A 15,903-nucleotide genomic window follows, 5' to 3' on the forward strand; every position below is an offset into this window, starting at 1 on the left:
CTACGGCGTCTCTCGCAGTAGTTCCTGCGCCCTGGCCTTGGCTTTCGTGATGAGTTCCAGCCAGGCGGTGATCTCCGCCTCGTGCTTCACCAGGGAATCTGCGGACGCCTTGCTCTTGGCCTCCCGGGCCTTCGTGTTGAGCCCGACCTTCGTACCGCATTCGGCATCGGTGGTGGCCTGTTTGATCTCGGCACGCTGCGCGATATCGAGTGCGGCGGTATCGCCGTCCGGAACATTCTCGTAATGCGAAAGCGCCGCCTCTCTCGCCTTCTCGGGGGTCGGGATCTCCGCATAGCCGCCGACCTTCATGCAGGAGGCCCATTCCGTCAAAGCCTTCTGATACGCGTCGTCGTCGGCGAGAATATGCGCGCTGTCCTGTTTCACGGTGTTGTACACCGTCCAGTTGAGGCGCAGATATTCCTTCACATCCCCGTACACGGCCTTGAGGGTCTCGCCGCGGCAGCCCTTCGACGGCACCATGACCTTGCCGCCGCCGAAGTCGAACTCGACCCCGCCCTCGGGCTTGTCCACATAGCCGTCCATGGCCATGCTGTGCGCCCGCTTGACGTCCTCGGGCAACGCGTCGAAGTCGTCGCCGACCTCCTGGGACTTCTGGTTGTCCGACCGGCGCGGGTCCGCGCCGTAGCCCACGGTGCGGGCCGTCTCCAGCGTCGGAGTGAGGTCCTCGCCGCGCTTCTTGCCCTTGCTGCTGTTGGCGCCGTCGGACGGGAAGACCTTGAAACCCTGATCGTTCATGCACTTGCGGATCAGCTTGCCCTCGGCCTCACGCTCCTGCTCCAGTGCCTCGTTGGCGCTGTCGAGTGCGGCCTGCGCCCTGCGGGCCGTCTCCATGTCCTGGGGGGACTTCTCCGAGCAGGCCGAGGCGGAGCCCGTCACCACCGCCATCACCGCGATCGCCGTCACAACCCGGGTGCGCTTGTTCAATGTCCGTGTCCTCCGGAAGGTACGGCCGGGCCGCCCCCGCGAGGCGGGAACGGCCCGGCCTTCGAGCGATGGTCAGCAGCGGGAGCCGTCGTTCAGCGTGTTGCTCGCACCATCGTCGTTGGCGTCCCAGTAGTAGTTCACGGAACCGCCGGGAATGAGACAGATCTCGACGCCCAACGACATCCAGCGACCGCCGTAGGTCTTGGAAGACTGGCTGCGCCGGTTCCACCAGGAGCTGTCGGCCTCGTAAACGGCCGGCATGTCGATGTCCCAGCGGGCGGACTCGTACTTCGTCCGGTACATCGAGTTCCTGGTGGAGAAGTCCCGGTCCTTGTAGATGCAGAAGTTGCCGTCGTAGCAGGTACGGTCCACGGCCGATGCGGACGGCGCCGCGGCGATGACGCCGACGACGGCTGCCATCGCGATGAATCCGGCCGAAATCCTCTTACTGAGCACTCGTTAGTCCCCCTCTTCGGGTGATGACTGATGCAGTGAGAGGGCAGGGCAGCCGAAGCCCTTCCCCCCGGTCGGCTGAGAACCAGGCTAGGCCACCCCGATCGCATGTCAAACGCCAATTCCCTTTGCAACAGGGATTACGGTCGGCTGGAATTGATCATTCAGTGTCCGATATCCGGCTTCGCCGCCCTCCATTTCGACCTTCCGCGCACGCCCGGGCCGAGCACCCGGCGCAGGTCAGCCGCGCCCGGAGTGAGGCACGATCGCCGGGGCGCACACTGTCCGGATCTCCGGCACCCGGGCAGGGCGCGAACACGCAACAAAAAATCTCGTCGCCCCGCGGGGCTCGTCACACCGCGGAGCCGAATCCTGACGCACGGTCAACTGCACTGTGGGGCCGGTCTGTCGCCCGGGTGCAGGCGTCGCCGTCTCATCCGATCCGGTCCGTTCGGACCGTTTCGCGCACCCGCCGGGGCTTCGTCGGGGCAGGGCGGTTCGCCATCACCAGGGGACGACGCCGTTGTCCTCGAAGAACGAACCGCTCGGGCCGCCGTCGGCCAGTGTGGCGAGCCGGATCGCGGTGGCCGCGCCCTGTACGGGGGTGCGGGGTCCGTGGAAATCCGTGAAGTCGGTGGCGACCAGGCCCGGGCAGGCGGCGTTGATCAGGATGTTCGTACCGGTGAACTGCCGGGCGTACTGGACGGTGAGGGCGTTCAGGAACGACTTCGACGGCGCGTAGGCCGCCATGATCGGGCCGATCTCGATGTCGGGGTCCGCCTGCCGGGTCAGCGAGCCGACGCTGCTGGAGACGTTGACGATGCGCGGCGAGGCCGAGCGCCGCAGCAGTGGCAGCATCGCGTTGGTCACCCGGACGACCCCCATGACGTTGGTGTCCACGACCGTGCGGAGCACGTCCAGGTCGAGCGCGGTCGGGTCCTGCTCCCACCCCGGGCCCATCTCGCCGGAGATGCCGGCGTTGTTGACCAGGGCGTCCAGACGCCCGGCCCGCCGTTCGACCAGCTCCGCGGCATCGGTGACGCTCCGGTCGTCGGTCACCTCCAGCGGCACCCCGAACGCGTCCACGCCGAGGGCCCGTAGCTTCCCGACGGCGGTTTCGCGTCGGCTCTCGTCACGGGCCCCCACGCCCACGCGGTACCCGAGGCTGCCCAACCCGGCCGCAATCTCGTACCCGATGCCCTTGTTCGCGCCGGTCACCAGCGCGATCTTCGTTTCGCTCATGCCGATGATGGTGGCCCTCGAACGAACAGCGCGGCCAACACCGATGCGGTGCCCTGTGATACCTGCTGGGTATCACCACGTATGCTGCGGCCGTGGACACGCTGGAGACCCGCGAGTTGAGGTACTTCGTCGCCGTCGCCGAGGAACTGCACTTCGGGCGCGCGGCCGAGCGCCTCGGCATGGCCCAGCCGCCGCTGTCGCGGGCGATCCAGCAACTCGAACGGCGTCTCGGGGTCCGCCTGCTGGAGCGCAACCGCCGCGGCGTCTGCCTGACCGGCGCCGGAGAGGTGCTGCTGCACGAGGGCCGGGCGGCCCTCGACGCGAGCGCCGCCGCCGCTCGCCGCACCCGGCGCGCCGGTGGCGCCGACAGCCCCGGCGGCCCCCGCAGTCGGCTGGTCCTCGCGGTGAAGGCCGCCGCGTCCCACGAACTGCTGCGGAAACTCCTCGACGCCTACGCGGCCGAGCCCGACGGTGCCGAGATCGAGGTGCTGCCGTGCGGCCTCTGCGAGCAGGAAGAGCTGCTGCGCGACGGACGCGCCGATGTCGCGCTCATGCACACGCCGTGGAACTCCCTCGCCGGATTCGACAGCGAGGCACTGACGACCGAGGGGCAGGTCGCCGTTCTGCCGGCCGGGCACCCCCTCGCCGCCCGCGAGACCCTGTCCCTGGCCGATGTCGAGGACGTCCCCGGTCTACCGCTCGCCCGCTGGCCCAGCCGCGGCATCTACGCGCCAGGCCCGGGCCCCGAGATCCACAACCAGACGCAACTGGCCCAGCTGATCGCCCTCGGACGCACCGTGGCGGTCGTCCCCGACTCCGCCCGTTCCTGGCTCTGGGCCGAGCACGCGGCCGTCCCCTTGACCGACGCACCTTCCGTGGTGACCCACATCGCCTGGCCCGCACACTCCCGCTCCCTCACCCTGGCCGGCCTGGTCCGCACGGCCGCACGGCTATGACCAGGTCCTACCCCCACCGGTCAGCACCCGGGACGGCTCAGGCGCCACCGGAGCCTGCGGGGGCCGGAGAAGCGGACCGATGGGACCGGACCGCCTGAGCCGGGACACCGCTGGCGCCGGGTGGGGCCGGATGGGCCCGACGCCCCGTTATGTTTTCTGCGGTTCCGCAATGGGGCCGCTGGCCTCCGGGCCCGGCATGACTGTTGCCCCCTGTCGAAGGCATGACCTGGGGGGTGGTGTCACCGGGTCCGGGGGTGTTCGTCGGAGACGCTGATCAGAGGTCCGGCCACCGTCCGGTCCGGCGCAATGCTGGACAGTTCGCGGGCGGCAGGTCTGCATAACGTGGATGCGCGAGCACGACACCCGAGCCGAGGCCGGCACCGTCAACACCCCCTGGGAAGGGGCACGATGTTCGAGATCGAAGACGTGGGCGTGTTCCTGGGCCTGGACGTCGGCAAGAGCAGCCATCACGGTCATGGGCTCACCCCGGGCGGGAAGAAGGTCTTCGACAAGCAGCTGCCCAACAGCGAGCCCAAGCTGCGGGCCGTCTTCGACAAGCTGACCGCGAAGTTCGGCACCGTGCTGGTGATCGTGGACCAGCCCGCCTCCATCGGCGCCCTGCCACTGACCGTCGCCCGCGACGCGGGCTGCCAGGTCGCCTACCTGCCCGGACTGGCGATGCGCCGGATCGCCGACCTCTACCCGGGCGAGGCCAAGACCGACGCCAAGGACGCCGCCGTCATCGCGGACGCCGCCCGGACGATGCCGCACACCCTGCGCTCGCTGGAGCTGACCGACCAGATCACCGCCGAGCTGACCGTGCTCGTCGGCTTCGACCAGGACCTGGCCGCCGAGGCCACCCGCACCTCCAACCGGATACGGGGCCTGCTCACCCAGTTCCACCCCAGCCTGGAACGCGTCCTGGGCCCGCGCCTGGACCACCAGGCCGTGACCTGGCTGCTGGAGCGCTACGGATCCCCAGCCGCCCTGCGCAAGGCCGGACGCCGCAGACTCGTCGAGCTGATCCGCCCGAAGGCCCCGCGCATGGCCACCAGGCTGATCGACGACGTCTTCAACGCGCTCGACGAGCAGACCGTCGTCGTTCCCGGGACCGGCACCCTCGACATCGTCATCCCCTCCCTGGCCGCCTCGCTGGCCGCTGTCCACACCCAGCGCCGGGCGATGGAAGCCCAGATCAACGCCCTGCTGGAGGCTCACCCTCTTTCCCCGGTCCTGACGTCGATGCCCGGCGTCGGCGTCAGGACCGCCGCCGTCCTGCTGGTCACCGTCGGCGACGGCACCAGCTTCCCCACCGCCGCCCACCTCGCCTCCTACGCCGGCCTCGCCCCCACCACGAAGCAGTCCGGGACCTCGATCCATGGCGAACACGCACCCCGAGGCGGAAACCGGCAGCTCAAACGGGCGATGTTTCTCTCCGCCTTCGCCTGCATGAACGCCGACCCGGCCTCCCGCGCCTACTACGACAAGCAACGAGCACGCGGCAAAACCCACACCCAGGCCCTCCTCCGCCTCGCCCGCCAACGCATCAGCGTCCTGTTCGCCATGCTCCGCGACGGCACCTTCTACGAATCCCGGACACCGACGGACGTCGAGCTCGCCGCTTAGCCTCAGCGAGCCCGAACCACCCGAAACCCGACACAGGTGCCTTGACGAAAGACATAGAGGCACCCCCCGTTATGTTTTCTGCGGTTCCGCAATGGGGCCGCTGGCCTCCGGGCCCGGCATGACTGTTGCCCCCTGTCGAAGGCATGACCTGGGGGGTGGTGTCACCGGGTCCGGGGGTGTTCGTCGGAGACGCTGATCAGAGGTCCGGCCACCGTCCGGTCCGGCGCAATGCTGGACAGTTCGCGGGCGGCAGGTCTGCATAACGTGGATGCGCGAGCACGACACCCGAGCCGAGGCCGGCACCGTCAACACCCCCTGGGAAGGGGCACGATGTTCGAGATCGAAGACGTGGGCGTGTTCCTGGGCCTGGACGTCGGCAAGAGCAGCCATCACGGTCATGGGCTCACCCCGGGCGGGAAGAAGGTCTTCGACAAGCAGCTGCCCAACAGCGAGCCCAAGCTGCGGGCCGTCTTCGACAAGCTGACCGCGAAGTTCGGCACCGTGCTGGTGATCGTGGACCAGCCCGCCTCCATCGGCGCCCTGCCACTGACCGTCGCCCGCGACGCGGGCTGCCAGGTCGCCTACCTGCCCGGACTGGCGATGCGCCGGATCGCCGACCTCTACCCGGGCGAGGCCAAGACCGACGCCAAGGACGCCGCCGTCATCGCGGACGCCGCCCGGACGATGCCGCACACCCTGCGCTCGCTGGAGCTGACCGACCAGATCACCGCCGAGCTGACCGTGCTCGTCGGCTTCGACCAGGACCTGGCCGCCGAGGCCACCCGCACCTCCAACCGGATACGGGGCCTGCTCACCCAGTTCCACCCCAGCCTGGAACGCGTCCTGGGCCCGCGCCTGGACCACCAGGCCGTGACCTGGCTGCTGGAGCGCTACGGATCCCCAGCCGCCCTGCGCAAGGCCGGACGCCGCAGACTCGTCGAGCTGATCCGCCCGAAGGCCCCGCGCATGGCCACCAGGCTGATCGACGACGTCTTCAACGCGCTCGACGAGCAGACCGTCGTCGTTCCCGGGACCGGCACCCTCGACATCGTCATCCCCTCCCTGGCCGCCTCGCTGGCCGCTGTCCACACCCAGCGCCGGGCGATGGAAGCCCAGATCAACGCCCTGCTGGAGGCTCACCCTCTTTCCCCGGTCCTGACGTCGATGCCCGGCGTCGGCGTCAGGACCGCCGCCGTCCTGCTGGTCACCGTCGGCGACGGCACCAGCTTCCCCACCGCCGCCCACCTCGCCTCCTACGCCGGCCTCGCCCCCACCACGAAGCAGTCCGGGACCTCGATCCATGGCGAACACGCACCCCGAGGCGGAAACCGGCAGCTCAAACGGGCGATGTTTCTCTCCGCCTTCGCCTGCATGAACGCCGACCCGGCCTCCCGCGCCTACTACGACAAGCAACGAGCACGCGGCAAAACCCACACCCAGGCCCTCCTCCGCCTCGCCCGCCAACGCATCAGCGTCCTGTTCGCCATGCTCCGCGACGGCACCTTCTACGAATCCCGGACACCGACGGACGTCGAGCTCGCCGCTTAGCCTCAGCGAGCCCGAACCACCCGAAACCCGACACAGGTGCCTTGACGAAAGACATAGAGGCACCCCCCCGTCACGGCGTCACGGCGTCACGGCGTCACGGCGTCAGGACGATCCTGCCGCGCACGCCCGGCGTCGCGAGCAGGTCGTGCGCCTTCGCCGCCTCGGCGAGCGGGAAGACCTCCGCGACCCGCAGGGTGAGCGCGCCCTCCTCGACCAGGGACACCAGGCGGGCCAGCAGTTCCCCGTCCGCCGCGACCTCCTGCTCCTCCACCCGGATGCCGCGCTCCGCAGCCGGGGCGTGGTGCGGGATCAGGCCCACGTAGACCCCGCCGTCGCGGACGAGGGCCAGTGCGGCCCCGCCCAGGACGGCCGCGTCCAGGACCCCGTCCACCGGTCCGGCCGGAGCGCTGCCGCGCGGCACGAAGGCGGCCGCGCCGAGCGACCGTACGAGCTCCTCGTCCCCCGGGCCCGCCAGGGCCGTCACCACCAGTCCGGCCCGCGCGGCGAGCTGCACCGCCAGGCCTCCGACCATCCCCGCGGCGCCGGTGACCAGCACCGAGGAGCCGGGGGCGAGCCCCAGCTGGTCCACCGCGCGGGCGGCGGTCAGGCCGGCCAGCGGCAGCGCGGCCGCGACCGGGTCGTCCGCCGCGGCCGGCGCGGCGGCCACGGCGGAGGCATCGAGCACCGCGTACTCCGCGTGCGTGCCCAGCGGCTTCACCGGGCCGTGGTGCAGGCCCACTACTCGGTCGCCGCGGTTCCAGCCGGCCACCCCCGGGCCGGTCTCGTCGATCTTCCCGACGACGTCCCAGCCGAGGCCGATCCGCTGCCCGGCCCCGCCGAAGATCCCGGTGCGGACCCCTGCGTCCACCGGGTTGAGCCCGGCGGCCGCGACCTTGATCCTGACCTGGCCCGCCTCCGGACGCGGCACCGGCACCTCGGCCAGCTCGACCCGCTCCGGGCCGCCGAACCCGGTCACCACGGCCGCCAGCATCGTCCGCTCGTCCATGGTCGATGCGCTCATCGTCCGCTCGTTCATCGTTCTCCCCGCTTCCGTCGCCTTCGCTTGTTCCGATGGCCACTAACCTAGGGAGAGGTACTCTCTTTCGGTAAGTACGCACTCGAAGGTGCGTACCCGACCCGGAAGTGGGTGCCCATGGCCACCAGTACCGCCGCGGCCCGCCGCGAGGAAGCCCGATTCGCCTACGACGCCTTCCTCAAGGAATGCCCCACCAGCCAGCTCCTGGCCCGGATCAGCGACAAGTGGGTCGGCCTCATCGTCTGCGCCCTCGGCGAGACCGACGACCGCTCCCTGCGCTACAGCGACCTCGGCCGCAAGATCCCCGGGGTCAGCCAGAAGATGCTCACCCAGACCCTGCGCTCCCTCGAACGCGACGGCCTCGTCACCCGCCACGTCACGCCCACCGTCCCCGTCCGCGTCAACTATCGGCTCACCGACCTGGGCAGCAGCCTCGGCTTGCTGCTCTCCTCCGTGAAGCTCTGGGCCGAGACCAACTTCGACGAGGTCAACGCCCACCGCGACGCCTACGACCGGGCCTCCGCAGCCTCCTGAAATCAGCCGCGGCCACGCGCCCCGCAATGGCATGCTGACAGGGTGAACGGACCCGGCATTCAGCTCACCCTCGCCCCCGAACTGCGCCTCTTCGCCCCGCCCAGCCGGCGCGCGGACCGCGTACCGACCGCGACCGATGGCGCCTCCAGCCTCGGCCACGTCGTCGAATCCGCCGGGGTCCCGCTCACCGAGGTCGGCCGCCTCCTCGTCGACGGCCGCGAGGTTCCCGTCTCCTACGTGCCCCAGGACGGCCAGATCGTCGAGGTGTGCGGGGTCGTGCGCCCCCAGGAGGTGCCCGGCGCCCCGCTCCGCTTCCTCCTCGACGTCCACCTCGGCACGCTCGCCCGCCGGCTGCGCCTGCTCGGCGTCGACGCCGCGTACGAGAACGAGGACATCGGCGACCCCGCCCTGGCCACCCGCTCCGCCGCCGAACGGCGCGTCCTGCTCTCCCGCGACCGCGGCCTGCTCCGCCGCCGCGAGATCTTCGCCGGAGCGTACGTCTACAGCGACAACCCCGACGAGCAACTGCGCGACGTCCTCGGCCGCTTCGCCCCCGCCCTGGCCCCGTGGACCCGCTGCACCGCCTGCAACGGGCCGCTCCACGAGGCCGACAAGGAGAGCGTCGGCGACCGCCTGGAGCACGGCACGCACCGCTCCTACGACGTCTTCGCGCAGTGCTCCGCGTGCGAGCGCGTGTACTGGCGCGGCGCCCACCACGCCCGCCTGGAGCGGATCGTCGACGAGGCACTCGTCGAGTTCGGCACCGCCTGACGGAGCGCGGGAAGCAGACCAGCCCCTGGGGCATGGCCTGCCCATACCCGGAGCAGACCCGGGGCAGAGCAGGCCCGGGGCAGAGCAGGCCCCGGGGCCGCAGCGGCCCTAGAAGGCGTAGGCGTCGCCCGTGTCCAGGGCCAGCACCGCCGGCTCGTTGTTCGCGCGGTTCCGGTCGGTCGCACCGCCGTTCCACCACGTGTCCACCCGCACCACCACCTCCGGCATGCGCTCCCGCAGCTCCAGCACCAGCCCCACGTGCCGGCCGCGCCCGTGCAGCGGCAACGGCCCCGTCTCGCACAACACCTCCCGCAGGCCGGCCCGCACACAGCCCTCCGCCAGCCGCTGACGGTCGGCCAGGTCGGCCGACAGCCGCACCCGGAGCGTCGCGTTCGGCAGCGCCGCCGGCCCGTCGTTCTCCGGAACCAGCCAGACCCGAAGCCGGTCCCCGGACAGGGCCACCCGGCCGTGGTACGAGACATCGGCCTCCGGCCCCGCCCACCCCGCTCCCCAAGCCTGCGACGGCCCGGGCACACCCGCCCCGAGCGCCAGCAACCCCGCCACCACCACACTCCGTACGGCGACACGGCGCACCGCCACCACCTCCTCACGTCTCGCGCGGAGGCTAGCCCCCCACCGACCCCGACATGTCGGACCATCACACGAATGAGGGCGCGCCCACCCCCATCCGCCCCGCGTACTTTTGAGCCATGCTGATCGCCCGCTCCGCAGCCCTCTTCTCCCTCGCCGCGCTCCTGGAGATCGGCGGCGCCTGGCTCGTCTGGCAGGGCGTGCGCGAGCACCGAGGCTGGGCCTGGATCGGAGCCGGGGTGATCGCCCTCGGCCTCTACGGCTTCGTCGCCACCCTCCAGCCCCAGGGCGACTTCGCCCGGGTCCTCGCCGCCTACGGCGGGGTCTTCGTCGCCGGCTCCCTCGCCTGGGGTGCCGTCGCCGACGGCTACCGCCCCGACCGCTGGGACATCGCCGGCGCCCTCGTCTGCCTCTTCGGAATGGCCGTGATCATGTACGCCCCGCGCGGCCGCTGAGCCGCCCGGCCCCGCCTATGCTGGCGGGTAGTCGCCCGTACGAACGACCGAGGAGCCCGCACATGAGCACGGCCGCCACCCGAACCGCCGTAGTGACCGGCGCGAGCAGCGGCATCGGCGCGGCCACGGCCCGGCAACTCGCCGCCGCCGGCTACCACGTCGTCCTCACCGCCCGCCGCAAGGACCGCATCGAGGCCCTCGCCGCCGAGCTCGCCGAGGCCGGACACTCCGCCACCGCGCACGCCCTCGACGTCACCGACCGCGCCGCCGTCGACGCCCTCGCCGCCTCCCTCGAACGCTGCGACGTACTCGTCAACAACGCGGGCGGCGCCATCGGCGCCGAGCCCGTCGCCACCGGCGACCCCGCCGACTGGCGCACCATGTACGAGGTCAACGTCATCGGGACGCTCCACGTCACCCAGGCGCTGCTCCCCGCCCTCACCGCCTCCGGCGACGGCACCGTCGTGGTCCTCTCCTCCACCGCCGGCCACGCCACGTACGAGGGCGGCGCGGGCTACGTCGCCGCCAAGAACGGCGCCCGCGTCCTCGCCGAGACGCTCCGCCTGGAGATCGTCGGCCAGCCCGTGCGCGTCATCGAGATCGCCCCCGGCATGGTCCGGACGGAGGAGTTCGCGAAGACCCGGTTCCGCGGCGACACGGAGAAGGCGGAGAAGGTCTACGCGGGCGTCGCCGAACCGCTGACCGCCGACGACGTCGCCGACACCATCACCTGGGCGGTGACCCGCCCCAGCCACGTCAACATCGACCTCCTGGTGGTCCGCCCCCGGGCCCAGGCCTCGAACACGAAGGTCCACCGCGAGCTCTAGCCGACTCCGGCGCTCCTCGGGCGCGCCATCAGGGCTGCCGGCGTCGGCGCACCGACTGAGGCCGGACACCGTACGGAGGGGCCCCGACCGATCCCGATCGGTCCGGGCCCCTCCGTTCCCCCGACAGCGGCGCCCGGGCCTCAGCCCTTGACGCAGATGACCTGCTTGAGCTTGGCCACGACCTGGACGAGGTCGGTCTGCTGATCGATGACCTGCTCGATCGACTTGTACGCGCCCGGGATCTCGTCCACCACGCCCGAGTCCTTGCGGCACTCGACGCCCTTCGTCTGCTCCACCAGGTCGCGCGCCGAGAACTTCTTCTTCGCCGCGGTACGGCTCATCTTCCGGCCCGCTCCGTGCGAGGCCGAGTTGAAGGCCTTCTCGTTGCCGAGCCCCTTCACGATGTACGAACCCGTGCCCATCGAGCCGGGGATGATCCCGTAGTCACCACTGCCGGCGCGGATCGCGCCCTTGCGGGTGACCAGCAGGTCCATGCCGTCGTACCGCTCTTCCGCCACGTAGTTGTGGTGGCAGCTGATCTCTCGGTCGAAGGAGACCCGGGCCTTGCGGAACTCCTTGCGGACGACCTCCTTGAACAGGCTCATCATCGCCGCGCGGTTCAGCTTCGCGTACTCCTGCGCCCAGAAGAGGTCGTTGCGGTACGCCTCCATCTCCTGCGTGGCCGCGAGGAAGACCGCCAGGTCCCGGTCGACGAGGTTCTGGTTGTGGGAGAGCCCGCGGGCGACGCCGATGTGGTGCGCGGCGAGCTCGTTCCCGATGTTCCGGGAGCCGGAGTGCAGCATCAGCCAGACCGAGCCCTGCTCGTCCAGGCAGAACTCGATGAAGTGGTTTCCGCTTCCGAGCGTCCCGATCTGCTTCGCGGCGCGTTCCCGGCGCGGCTTGACCGCATCGGTGAGCCAGTCGAACCGCTTCCACAGATCCTCGTACCCCTGCACCGAGAAGCCGTACAGCCGCGACGGGTCCACGGCCTCCTTGTGCATCCCCATGCCCACCGGGATCGCCTGCTCGATCTTCGAGCGGAGCTTGGAGAGGTCACCCGGGAGGTCGTTCGCCGTCAGGGAGGTTTTCACCGCCGACATGCCGCAGCCGATGTCCACGCCCACCGCCGCCGGACAGACCGCGTCCTTCATCGCGATCACCGAGCCGACGGTGGCCCCCTTGCCGTAGTGGACGTCCGGCATGACGGCCAGACCCTTGATCCACGGAAGCGTGGCGACGTTGTGGAGCTGCTGCATCGCCCCCGGCTCGACCGACGCCGGGTCGGTCCACATCCGGATCGGGACCTGCGCCCCCGGTACCTCTACGTACGACATAAAGAATCAATCCCCCGAAACCAACAGAAAGGTGAGAATCCGCAAAAGCCTCGCTCTTGATCCCGAATACGACAGGGGACCGGCGCCAGCACCAGCGTGTGCGATAGACATTGTGTCCAGCCGCGCCCAAGCCGCGGCAACGCATTTTCCTGACTGTCGGGGGTCCCGCCGGTCGAAGGGAGCCAGTGGACGTGCAGCGCACAGCGGTACGGCGAGTCCTGCCCGGCCTCGCGATGCTCACCGCGCTCGCGGCCGGTGCGGCCGGTCTGACCGGGTGCAGCGGCGGGAGCGACGGCGGAAGCACCAGCGACTCCAAGGCCGGCGGCAGCTCCGCCGCGCCCGCCCAGCCGGGGAAGTACCGCAGCCTGCCCGCGCCCTGCAAGGCGGGCGCCGACAGCAAGAAGCTCAAGGCCATGCTCCCGGCGCCGGACAGCCTCACCCCCGAACAGCGCGAGCAGGTGTACGCCGGTGTCGCCGACGCCTCCTACGACGGCGACCGGCACGTCGGCTGCCGCTGGACCGCGCAGACCCCCGAAGAGACCAGGCTGCTGTCGGTCGGCTTCGAGCGCGTCGTCTCCTACGACCGCGGCGCCGCCAGTGACGACGACAAGGCGAAGCAGGTCTACGTACGCCTGCTCACCGACGCGCACCTGCCCTTCCCCGGCCCGGTCACGACACCCGGCCCGGGCGCCGCCAACTCCGGCAGCCCGGCCAACCCCGGCAGCCCCGGCGACCCGGCCGCCTCCGCACCCCCGCCCGCCGCGCCGCCCGCCGGTGCGGCGCCGTCGGACGGGGCTCCGGCCGCGGGGACGCCGACCCCCGGCGCCAGCCCGTCCACCCAGCCCGAGCTCGGCTCCCGCATCCTGGAGGACCTCGGCACCGAGGCCTTCCTGGACGACAAGCTGAGCGCCGCCGGGGCCACGGCCGCACAGTCGCGCACCGTGCGGATTGTGTTCCGTACCTCGAACGTCATCGTCAAGATCGAGTACAGCGTGCAGCCGGCCCTGCCCGGCATCGTCCCGCCGAGCGGCGAAACCCAGGACAAGGCAAGGCAGTTGGCGGAGGCACTCGCCGAGCGGTTCAACGAGTGAGCGGTGCGCGCCACACGCCCGCGTGACGGCGCGCACAGCAGTGCGGCACCCGATCGGGCTACCGTTGACGGTCCCGCGTCCGAAGAAGTACCCGAAGCACTGAAGGAACCATGCACCGATCAGCCTCGCGCCTCACCCGCGTTCTCGCCTGCGCAGCCGTCCCGGTGATCCTCACCGTGGCCGGGTGTTCGTCCGACTCGGGGAAGGATGCGGCCGACAAGGGCGACAAGAAGTCCGGTTCGTCCGCTTCCGCGAAGCCCGGCGAGAAGAAGCCCACGCCGGAGCTGGAGAAGGCCGCCTTCGCCACGCTCCCGGAGCCCTGCAAGGCGCTCCAGACGGGGACGATCGACACGCTCGTCCCGGAGGCGAAGGACAAGAACGGCACGGCGACCACGTCGAACGACCTCGCCACCCGGGCCAGCTGCTCCTGGAACGGTCTGGACGAGGACGGTCTCAAGGGCTCCCAGTACCGCTGGCTGTCGCTCTCCTTCTTCCGCACCGACTCGCACGCCTCGCTCGGCAGCGCCAACAAGCGCGCCGAGGAGCAGTACGGCAAGCAGGTCGAGGCGGCGAAGGCCACCGAGGGTGCGCAGGAAGTGAAGGCCGAGGCCGTGGAGGGCCTGGGCGACCAGGGCACGTCGGTCGTCTACTCGGTGAAGAAGGACGTCGACTTCTTCAACACGACGATCGTGGCGCGCACCCAGAACGTCGTCGTCACCCTCGACTACAACGGCGCGGCCTACGAAGGTGCCGGCGCCCCGGACCGGGCGAAGCTCCTCCAGGACGCGATCACCGCGGCGAAGGAGGCAGTGGGCTCCGTCGCGGGCGCCAACAAGCCCGAGGAGCAGCCGCAGTCCCCTCAGCCCCAGTAGGAGCGGTGGCTGGTCAGGGCCTCCTGGAGCGCTGACTTCCAGTCACCCGTACGCTGTGCCTGCCGCAGCTCTGTAAGGGCTCGGTAAGCGCCCGGTTTGTGCTCGACAAGGGGAGGGGATCGCGGGTGGCCGCGATGCAGCTGACTCGTACGCACCGCATACTCATCGGTGTCGTCGTCGCCGGAGCCGTCGTCATCGCGGGCATAGGTTTCGCGGGCTCGTACGCCGCGGTCCGCGAGCTCGCGGAGAAGAAGGGCTTCGGCAGCTTCTCCCTGGTGTTCCCGATAGGGATCGACGCCGGTATCTGCGTCCTCCTGGCGCTGGACCTGCTGCTGACCTGGCTGCGGATCCCCTTCCCCCTGCTGCGCCAGACGGCGTGGCTGCTGACGGCGGCGACGATCGCGTTCAACGGCGCGGCCTCGTGGCCGGATCCGCTCGGTGTCGGCATGCACGCGGTGATCCCGATCCTGTTCGTGGTGACGGTGGAGGCCGCCCGGCACGCGGTGGGGCGGATCGCCGACATCACGGCGGACCGGCACATGGAGGGCGTGCGCATCACGCGGTGGCTGCTGTCGCCGGTGCCGACGTTCAAACTGTGGCGCCGGATGAAGCTGTGGGAGCTGCGTTCCTACGAGCAGGCGATCGGCATGGAGCAGGACCGGCTGATCTACCAGGCCCGGATGCAGGCGCGGTACGGGCGCTTCTGGCGGCAGAAGGCACCGGTGGAGGCGCTGATGCCGCTGAAGCTGGCCCGGATCGGTGTACCGCTCTCGCAGACGGCGCCGGACGCCCTGGCGGCGACCGGGATCGACCCGGCGGTACTGCCTCCGCCGGCGCAGCAGACCGCCGGGGCGGCTCCGGCCCTGGAGGCCCCGTTGACGGGCGCTCCGCAGCCGGACGGGGAGGTCGGCCCGGACCAGGAGGCGCACCGGACCGAGCACGCCCAACTCCAGCAGGCCCAACTCCATCAGGCCCAGATCCAGCACGCCCCGGCAGCGGCAGCGGTCCACGCCCAAGCCCAAGCCCAGGCCCAGGGTCCCCAGGTGGTGCCCGCGGCGGCCACCCAGATCCCGCCGGCGTTCGCGGTGGACCCGACGGCGATGCCCGCGGCCCACAACAGCGCCTGGTTCGCCGGGCCGAAGGCACCGCAGGCCGCGTACGAGGGCGGCTACAACCCGCAGTACGTCGAGGGCCTGGAGCCGACGCCGGTCCTGCCCCCGATGGGTCCCGACGAGCAGCAGGTGCAGGCGGCCGTGCCGGGTCCCCGCGCGGAGGCGGACCCGGCCGCCGAGGCCGGAGCCGAAGCGGGAGCCGAGCCCGGGGCCGAGGCCGAGGCCGACGGGGACGCGGAGAAGTTCGCGGAGGCGGCGTACGAGGTGTTCCGCACCCACCTGGTGGAGAGCGGCGAGGTGCTGACCGCCGAGCAGCTCGACATACTGCTGGCCGACCGCTACGGGGTGGTCCACCCGCGCAGCGGTTCGCTGATCCGCAAGATCTTCCCCCAGCTGAAGCTGCGCTACCAGCGGGAGCTGGAGAACGAGCACATCGCCTGAGGCTGTCTCGCGGCGCGCACAAGGGCCCGTACCCTCCTCCGACCGAGGAGGGTACGGGCCCTTGCGCGT

At 71.0% G+C, this 15,903-nt stretch carries 16 protein-coding genes; 10 read left to right on the forward strand and 6 right to left on the reverse strand.

Annotation, left to right across the window (positions count from 1 at the left end):
* The 3 genes from AW27_RS13970 to AW27_RS13980 all read right to left on the reverse strand — a co-directional run bounded on the left by AW27_RS13970 (window position 1) and on the right by AW27_RS13980 (window position 2,640).
* A complete protein-coding gene (locus AW27_RS13970; protein ID WP_157840190.1) occupies window positions 1-945 on the reverse strand; it encodes a hypothetical protein in 945 nt (314 codons plus the stop codon).
* Between the two features lie 72 nt (window positions 946-1,017).
* Window positions 1,018-1,365, reverse strand: coding sequence for a peptidase inhibitor family I36 protein (locus tag AW27_RS13975; protein WP_037918730.1), 348 nt, complete (start codon window positions 1,363-1,365; stop codon window positions 1,018-1,020).
* A 537-nt stretch (window positions 1,366-1,902) separates the two neighbouring features.
* Window positions 1,903-2,640 (reverse strand): SDR family oxidoreductase, encoded by a 738-nt coding sequence (locus AW27_RS13980; RefSeq protein WP_037918726.1) that lies wholly within the window; start codon window positions 2,638-2,640, stop codon window positions 1,903-1,905.
* Window positions 2,641-2,732: 92 nt separating this feature from the next.
* On the opposite strand from AW27_RS13980, the gene AW27_RS13985 reads away from it, so the two are divergent.
* The 3 genes from AW27_RS13985 (at window position 2,733) to AW27_RS13995 (ending at window position 6,770) form a co-directional block, all read left to right on the forward strand.
* Window positions 2,733-3,596, forward strand: coding sequence for a LysR family transcriptional regulator (locus AW27_RS13985; RefSeq protein ID WP_078556089.1), 864 nt, complete (start codon window positions 2,733-2,735; stop codon window positions 3,594-3,596).
* 408 nt (window positions 3,597-4,004) lie between these two features.
* On the forward strand, window positions 4,005-5,222 hold the full coding sequence (locus AW27_RS13990) for an IS110 family RNA-guided transposase (protein ID WP_304949841.1): 1,218 nt from the start codon (window positions 4,005-4,007) through the stop codon (window positions 5,220-5,222).
* Window positions 5,223-5,552: 330 nt separating this feature from the next.
* The gene (locus AW27_RS13995) at window positions 5,553-6,770 is read left to right on the forward strand and encodes an IS110 family RNA-guided transposase (RefSeq protein WP_304949841.1); all 1,218 of its coding nucleotides are present in this window, start codon (window positions 5,553-5,555) and stop codon (window positions 6,768-6,770) included.
* A gap of 94 nt (window positions 6,771-6,864) precedes the next feature.
* Here AW27_RS13995 and AW27_RS14000 read toward each other — a convergent pair whose 3' ends face one another.
* Window positions 6,865-7,761, reverse strand: a complete 897-nt coding sequence (locus AW27_RS14000) for an NADP-dependent oxidoreductase (RefSeq protein WP_037919821.1) — start codon at window positions 7,759-7,761, stop codon at window positions 6,865-6,867.
* Window positions 7,762-7,923: 162 nt separating this feature from the next.
* Between AW27_RS14000 and AW27_RS14005 the strand changes: the two genes are divergently transcribed.
* Window positions 7,924-8,340 (forward strand): winged helix-turn-helix transcriptional regulator, encoded by a 417-nt coding sequence (locus AW27_RS14005; RefSeq protein WP_037918719.1) that lies wholly within the window; start codon window positions 7,924-7,926, stop codon window positions 8,338-8,340.
* A gap of 42 nt (window positions 8,341-8,382) precedes the next feature.
* A complete protein-coding gene (locus AW27_RS14010) occupies window positions 8,383-9,111 on the forward strand; it encodes a Mut7-C RNAse domain-containing protein (RefSeq protein WP_037918716.1) in 729 nt (242 codons plus the stop codon).
* 108 nt (window positions 9,112-9,219) lie between these two features.
* Here the strand turns inward: AW27_RS14010 and AW27_RS14015 are convergent, their stop codons facing one another.
* Entirely contained in the window at window positions 9,220-9,705 is a 486-nt protein-coding gene (locus AW27_RS14015; RefSeq protein WP_236647532.1) for a hypothetical protein, read from the reverse strand.
* A gap of 116 nt (window positions 9,706-9,821) precedes the next feature.
* Between AW27_RS14015 and AW27_RS14020 the strand changes: the two genes are divergently transcribed.
* Together AW27_RS14020 and AW27_RS14025 are read left to right on the forward strand one after the other, a co-directional pair.
* On the forward strand, window positions 9,822-10,157 hold the full coding sequence (locus AW27_RS14020; protein WP_037918711.1) for a YnfA family protein: 336 nt from the start codon (window positions 9,822-9,824) through the stop codon (window positions 10,155-10,157).
* Between the two features lie 62 nt (window positions 10,158-10,219).
* Window positions 10,220-10,984: an SDR family NAD(P)-dependent oxidoreductase gene (locus AW27_RS14025; protein ID WP_037918709.1), complete on the forward strand. Its 765-nt coding sequence runs from the start codon at window positions 10,220-10,222 to the stop codon at window positions 10,982-10,984.
* Window positions 10,985-11,124: 140 nt separating this feature from the next.
* On the opposite strand, the gene AW27_RS14030 is transcribed toward AW27_RS14025, so the two are convergent.
* The gene (locus tag AW27_RS14030) at window positions 11,125-12,318 is read right to left on the reverse strand and encodes an RtcB family protein (RefSeq protein WP_037918708.1); all 1,194 of its coding nucleotides are present in this window, start codon (window positions 12,316-12,318) and stop codon (window positions 11,125-11,127) included.
* 191 nt (window positions 12,319-12,509) lie between these two features.
* Here AW27_RS14030 and AW27_RS14035 point away from each other — a divergent pair, with 191 nt between their 5' ends.
* The 3 genes from AW27_RS14035 to AW27_RS14045 all read left to right on the forward strand — a co-directional run bounded on the left by AW27_RS14035 (window position 12,510) and on the right by AW27_RS14045 (window position 15,834).
* Window positions 12,510-13,409 carry a hypothetical protein gene (locus AW27_RS14035; RefSeq protein WP_037919819.1) on the forward strand — a complete coding sequence of 300 codons (900 nt, stop codon included), beginning with the start codon at window positions 12,510-12,512 and terminating at the stop codon, window positions 13,407-13,409.
* 110 nt (window positions 13,410-13,519) lie between these two features.
* Window positions 13,520-14,281, forward strand: a complete 762-nt coding sequence (locus AW27_RS14040) for a hypothetical protein (RefSeq protein ID WP_052030256.1) — start codon at window positions 13,520-13,522, stop codon at window positions 14,279-14,281.
* A gap of 125 nt (window positions 14,282-14,406) precedes the next feature.
* Complete coding sequence (locus AW27_RS14045) at window positions 14,407-15,834, forward strand: DUF2637 domain-containing protein (protein WP_037918701.1); 1,428 nt, start codon at window positions 14,407-14,409, stop codon at window positions 15,832-15,834.
* Window positions 15,835-15,903: the final 69 nt, after the last annotated feature.

Origin of the sequence: Streptomyces sp. PCS3-D2, from assembly GCF_000612545.2 — a bacterium.
Taxonomy (GTDB): Bacteria; Actinomycetota; Actinomycetes; order Streptomycetales; family Streptomycetaceae; genus Streptomyces.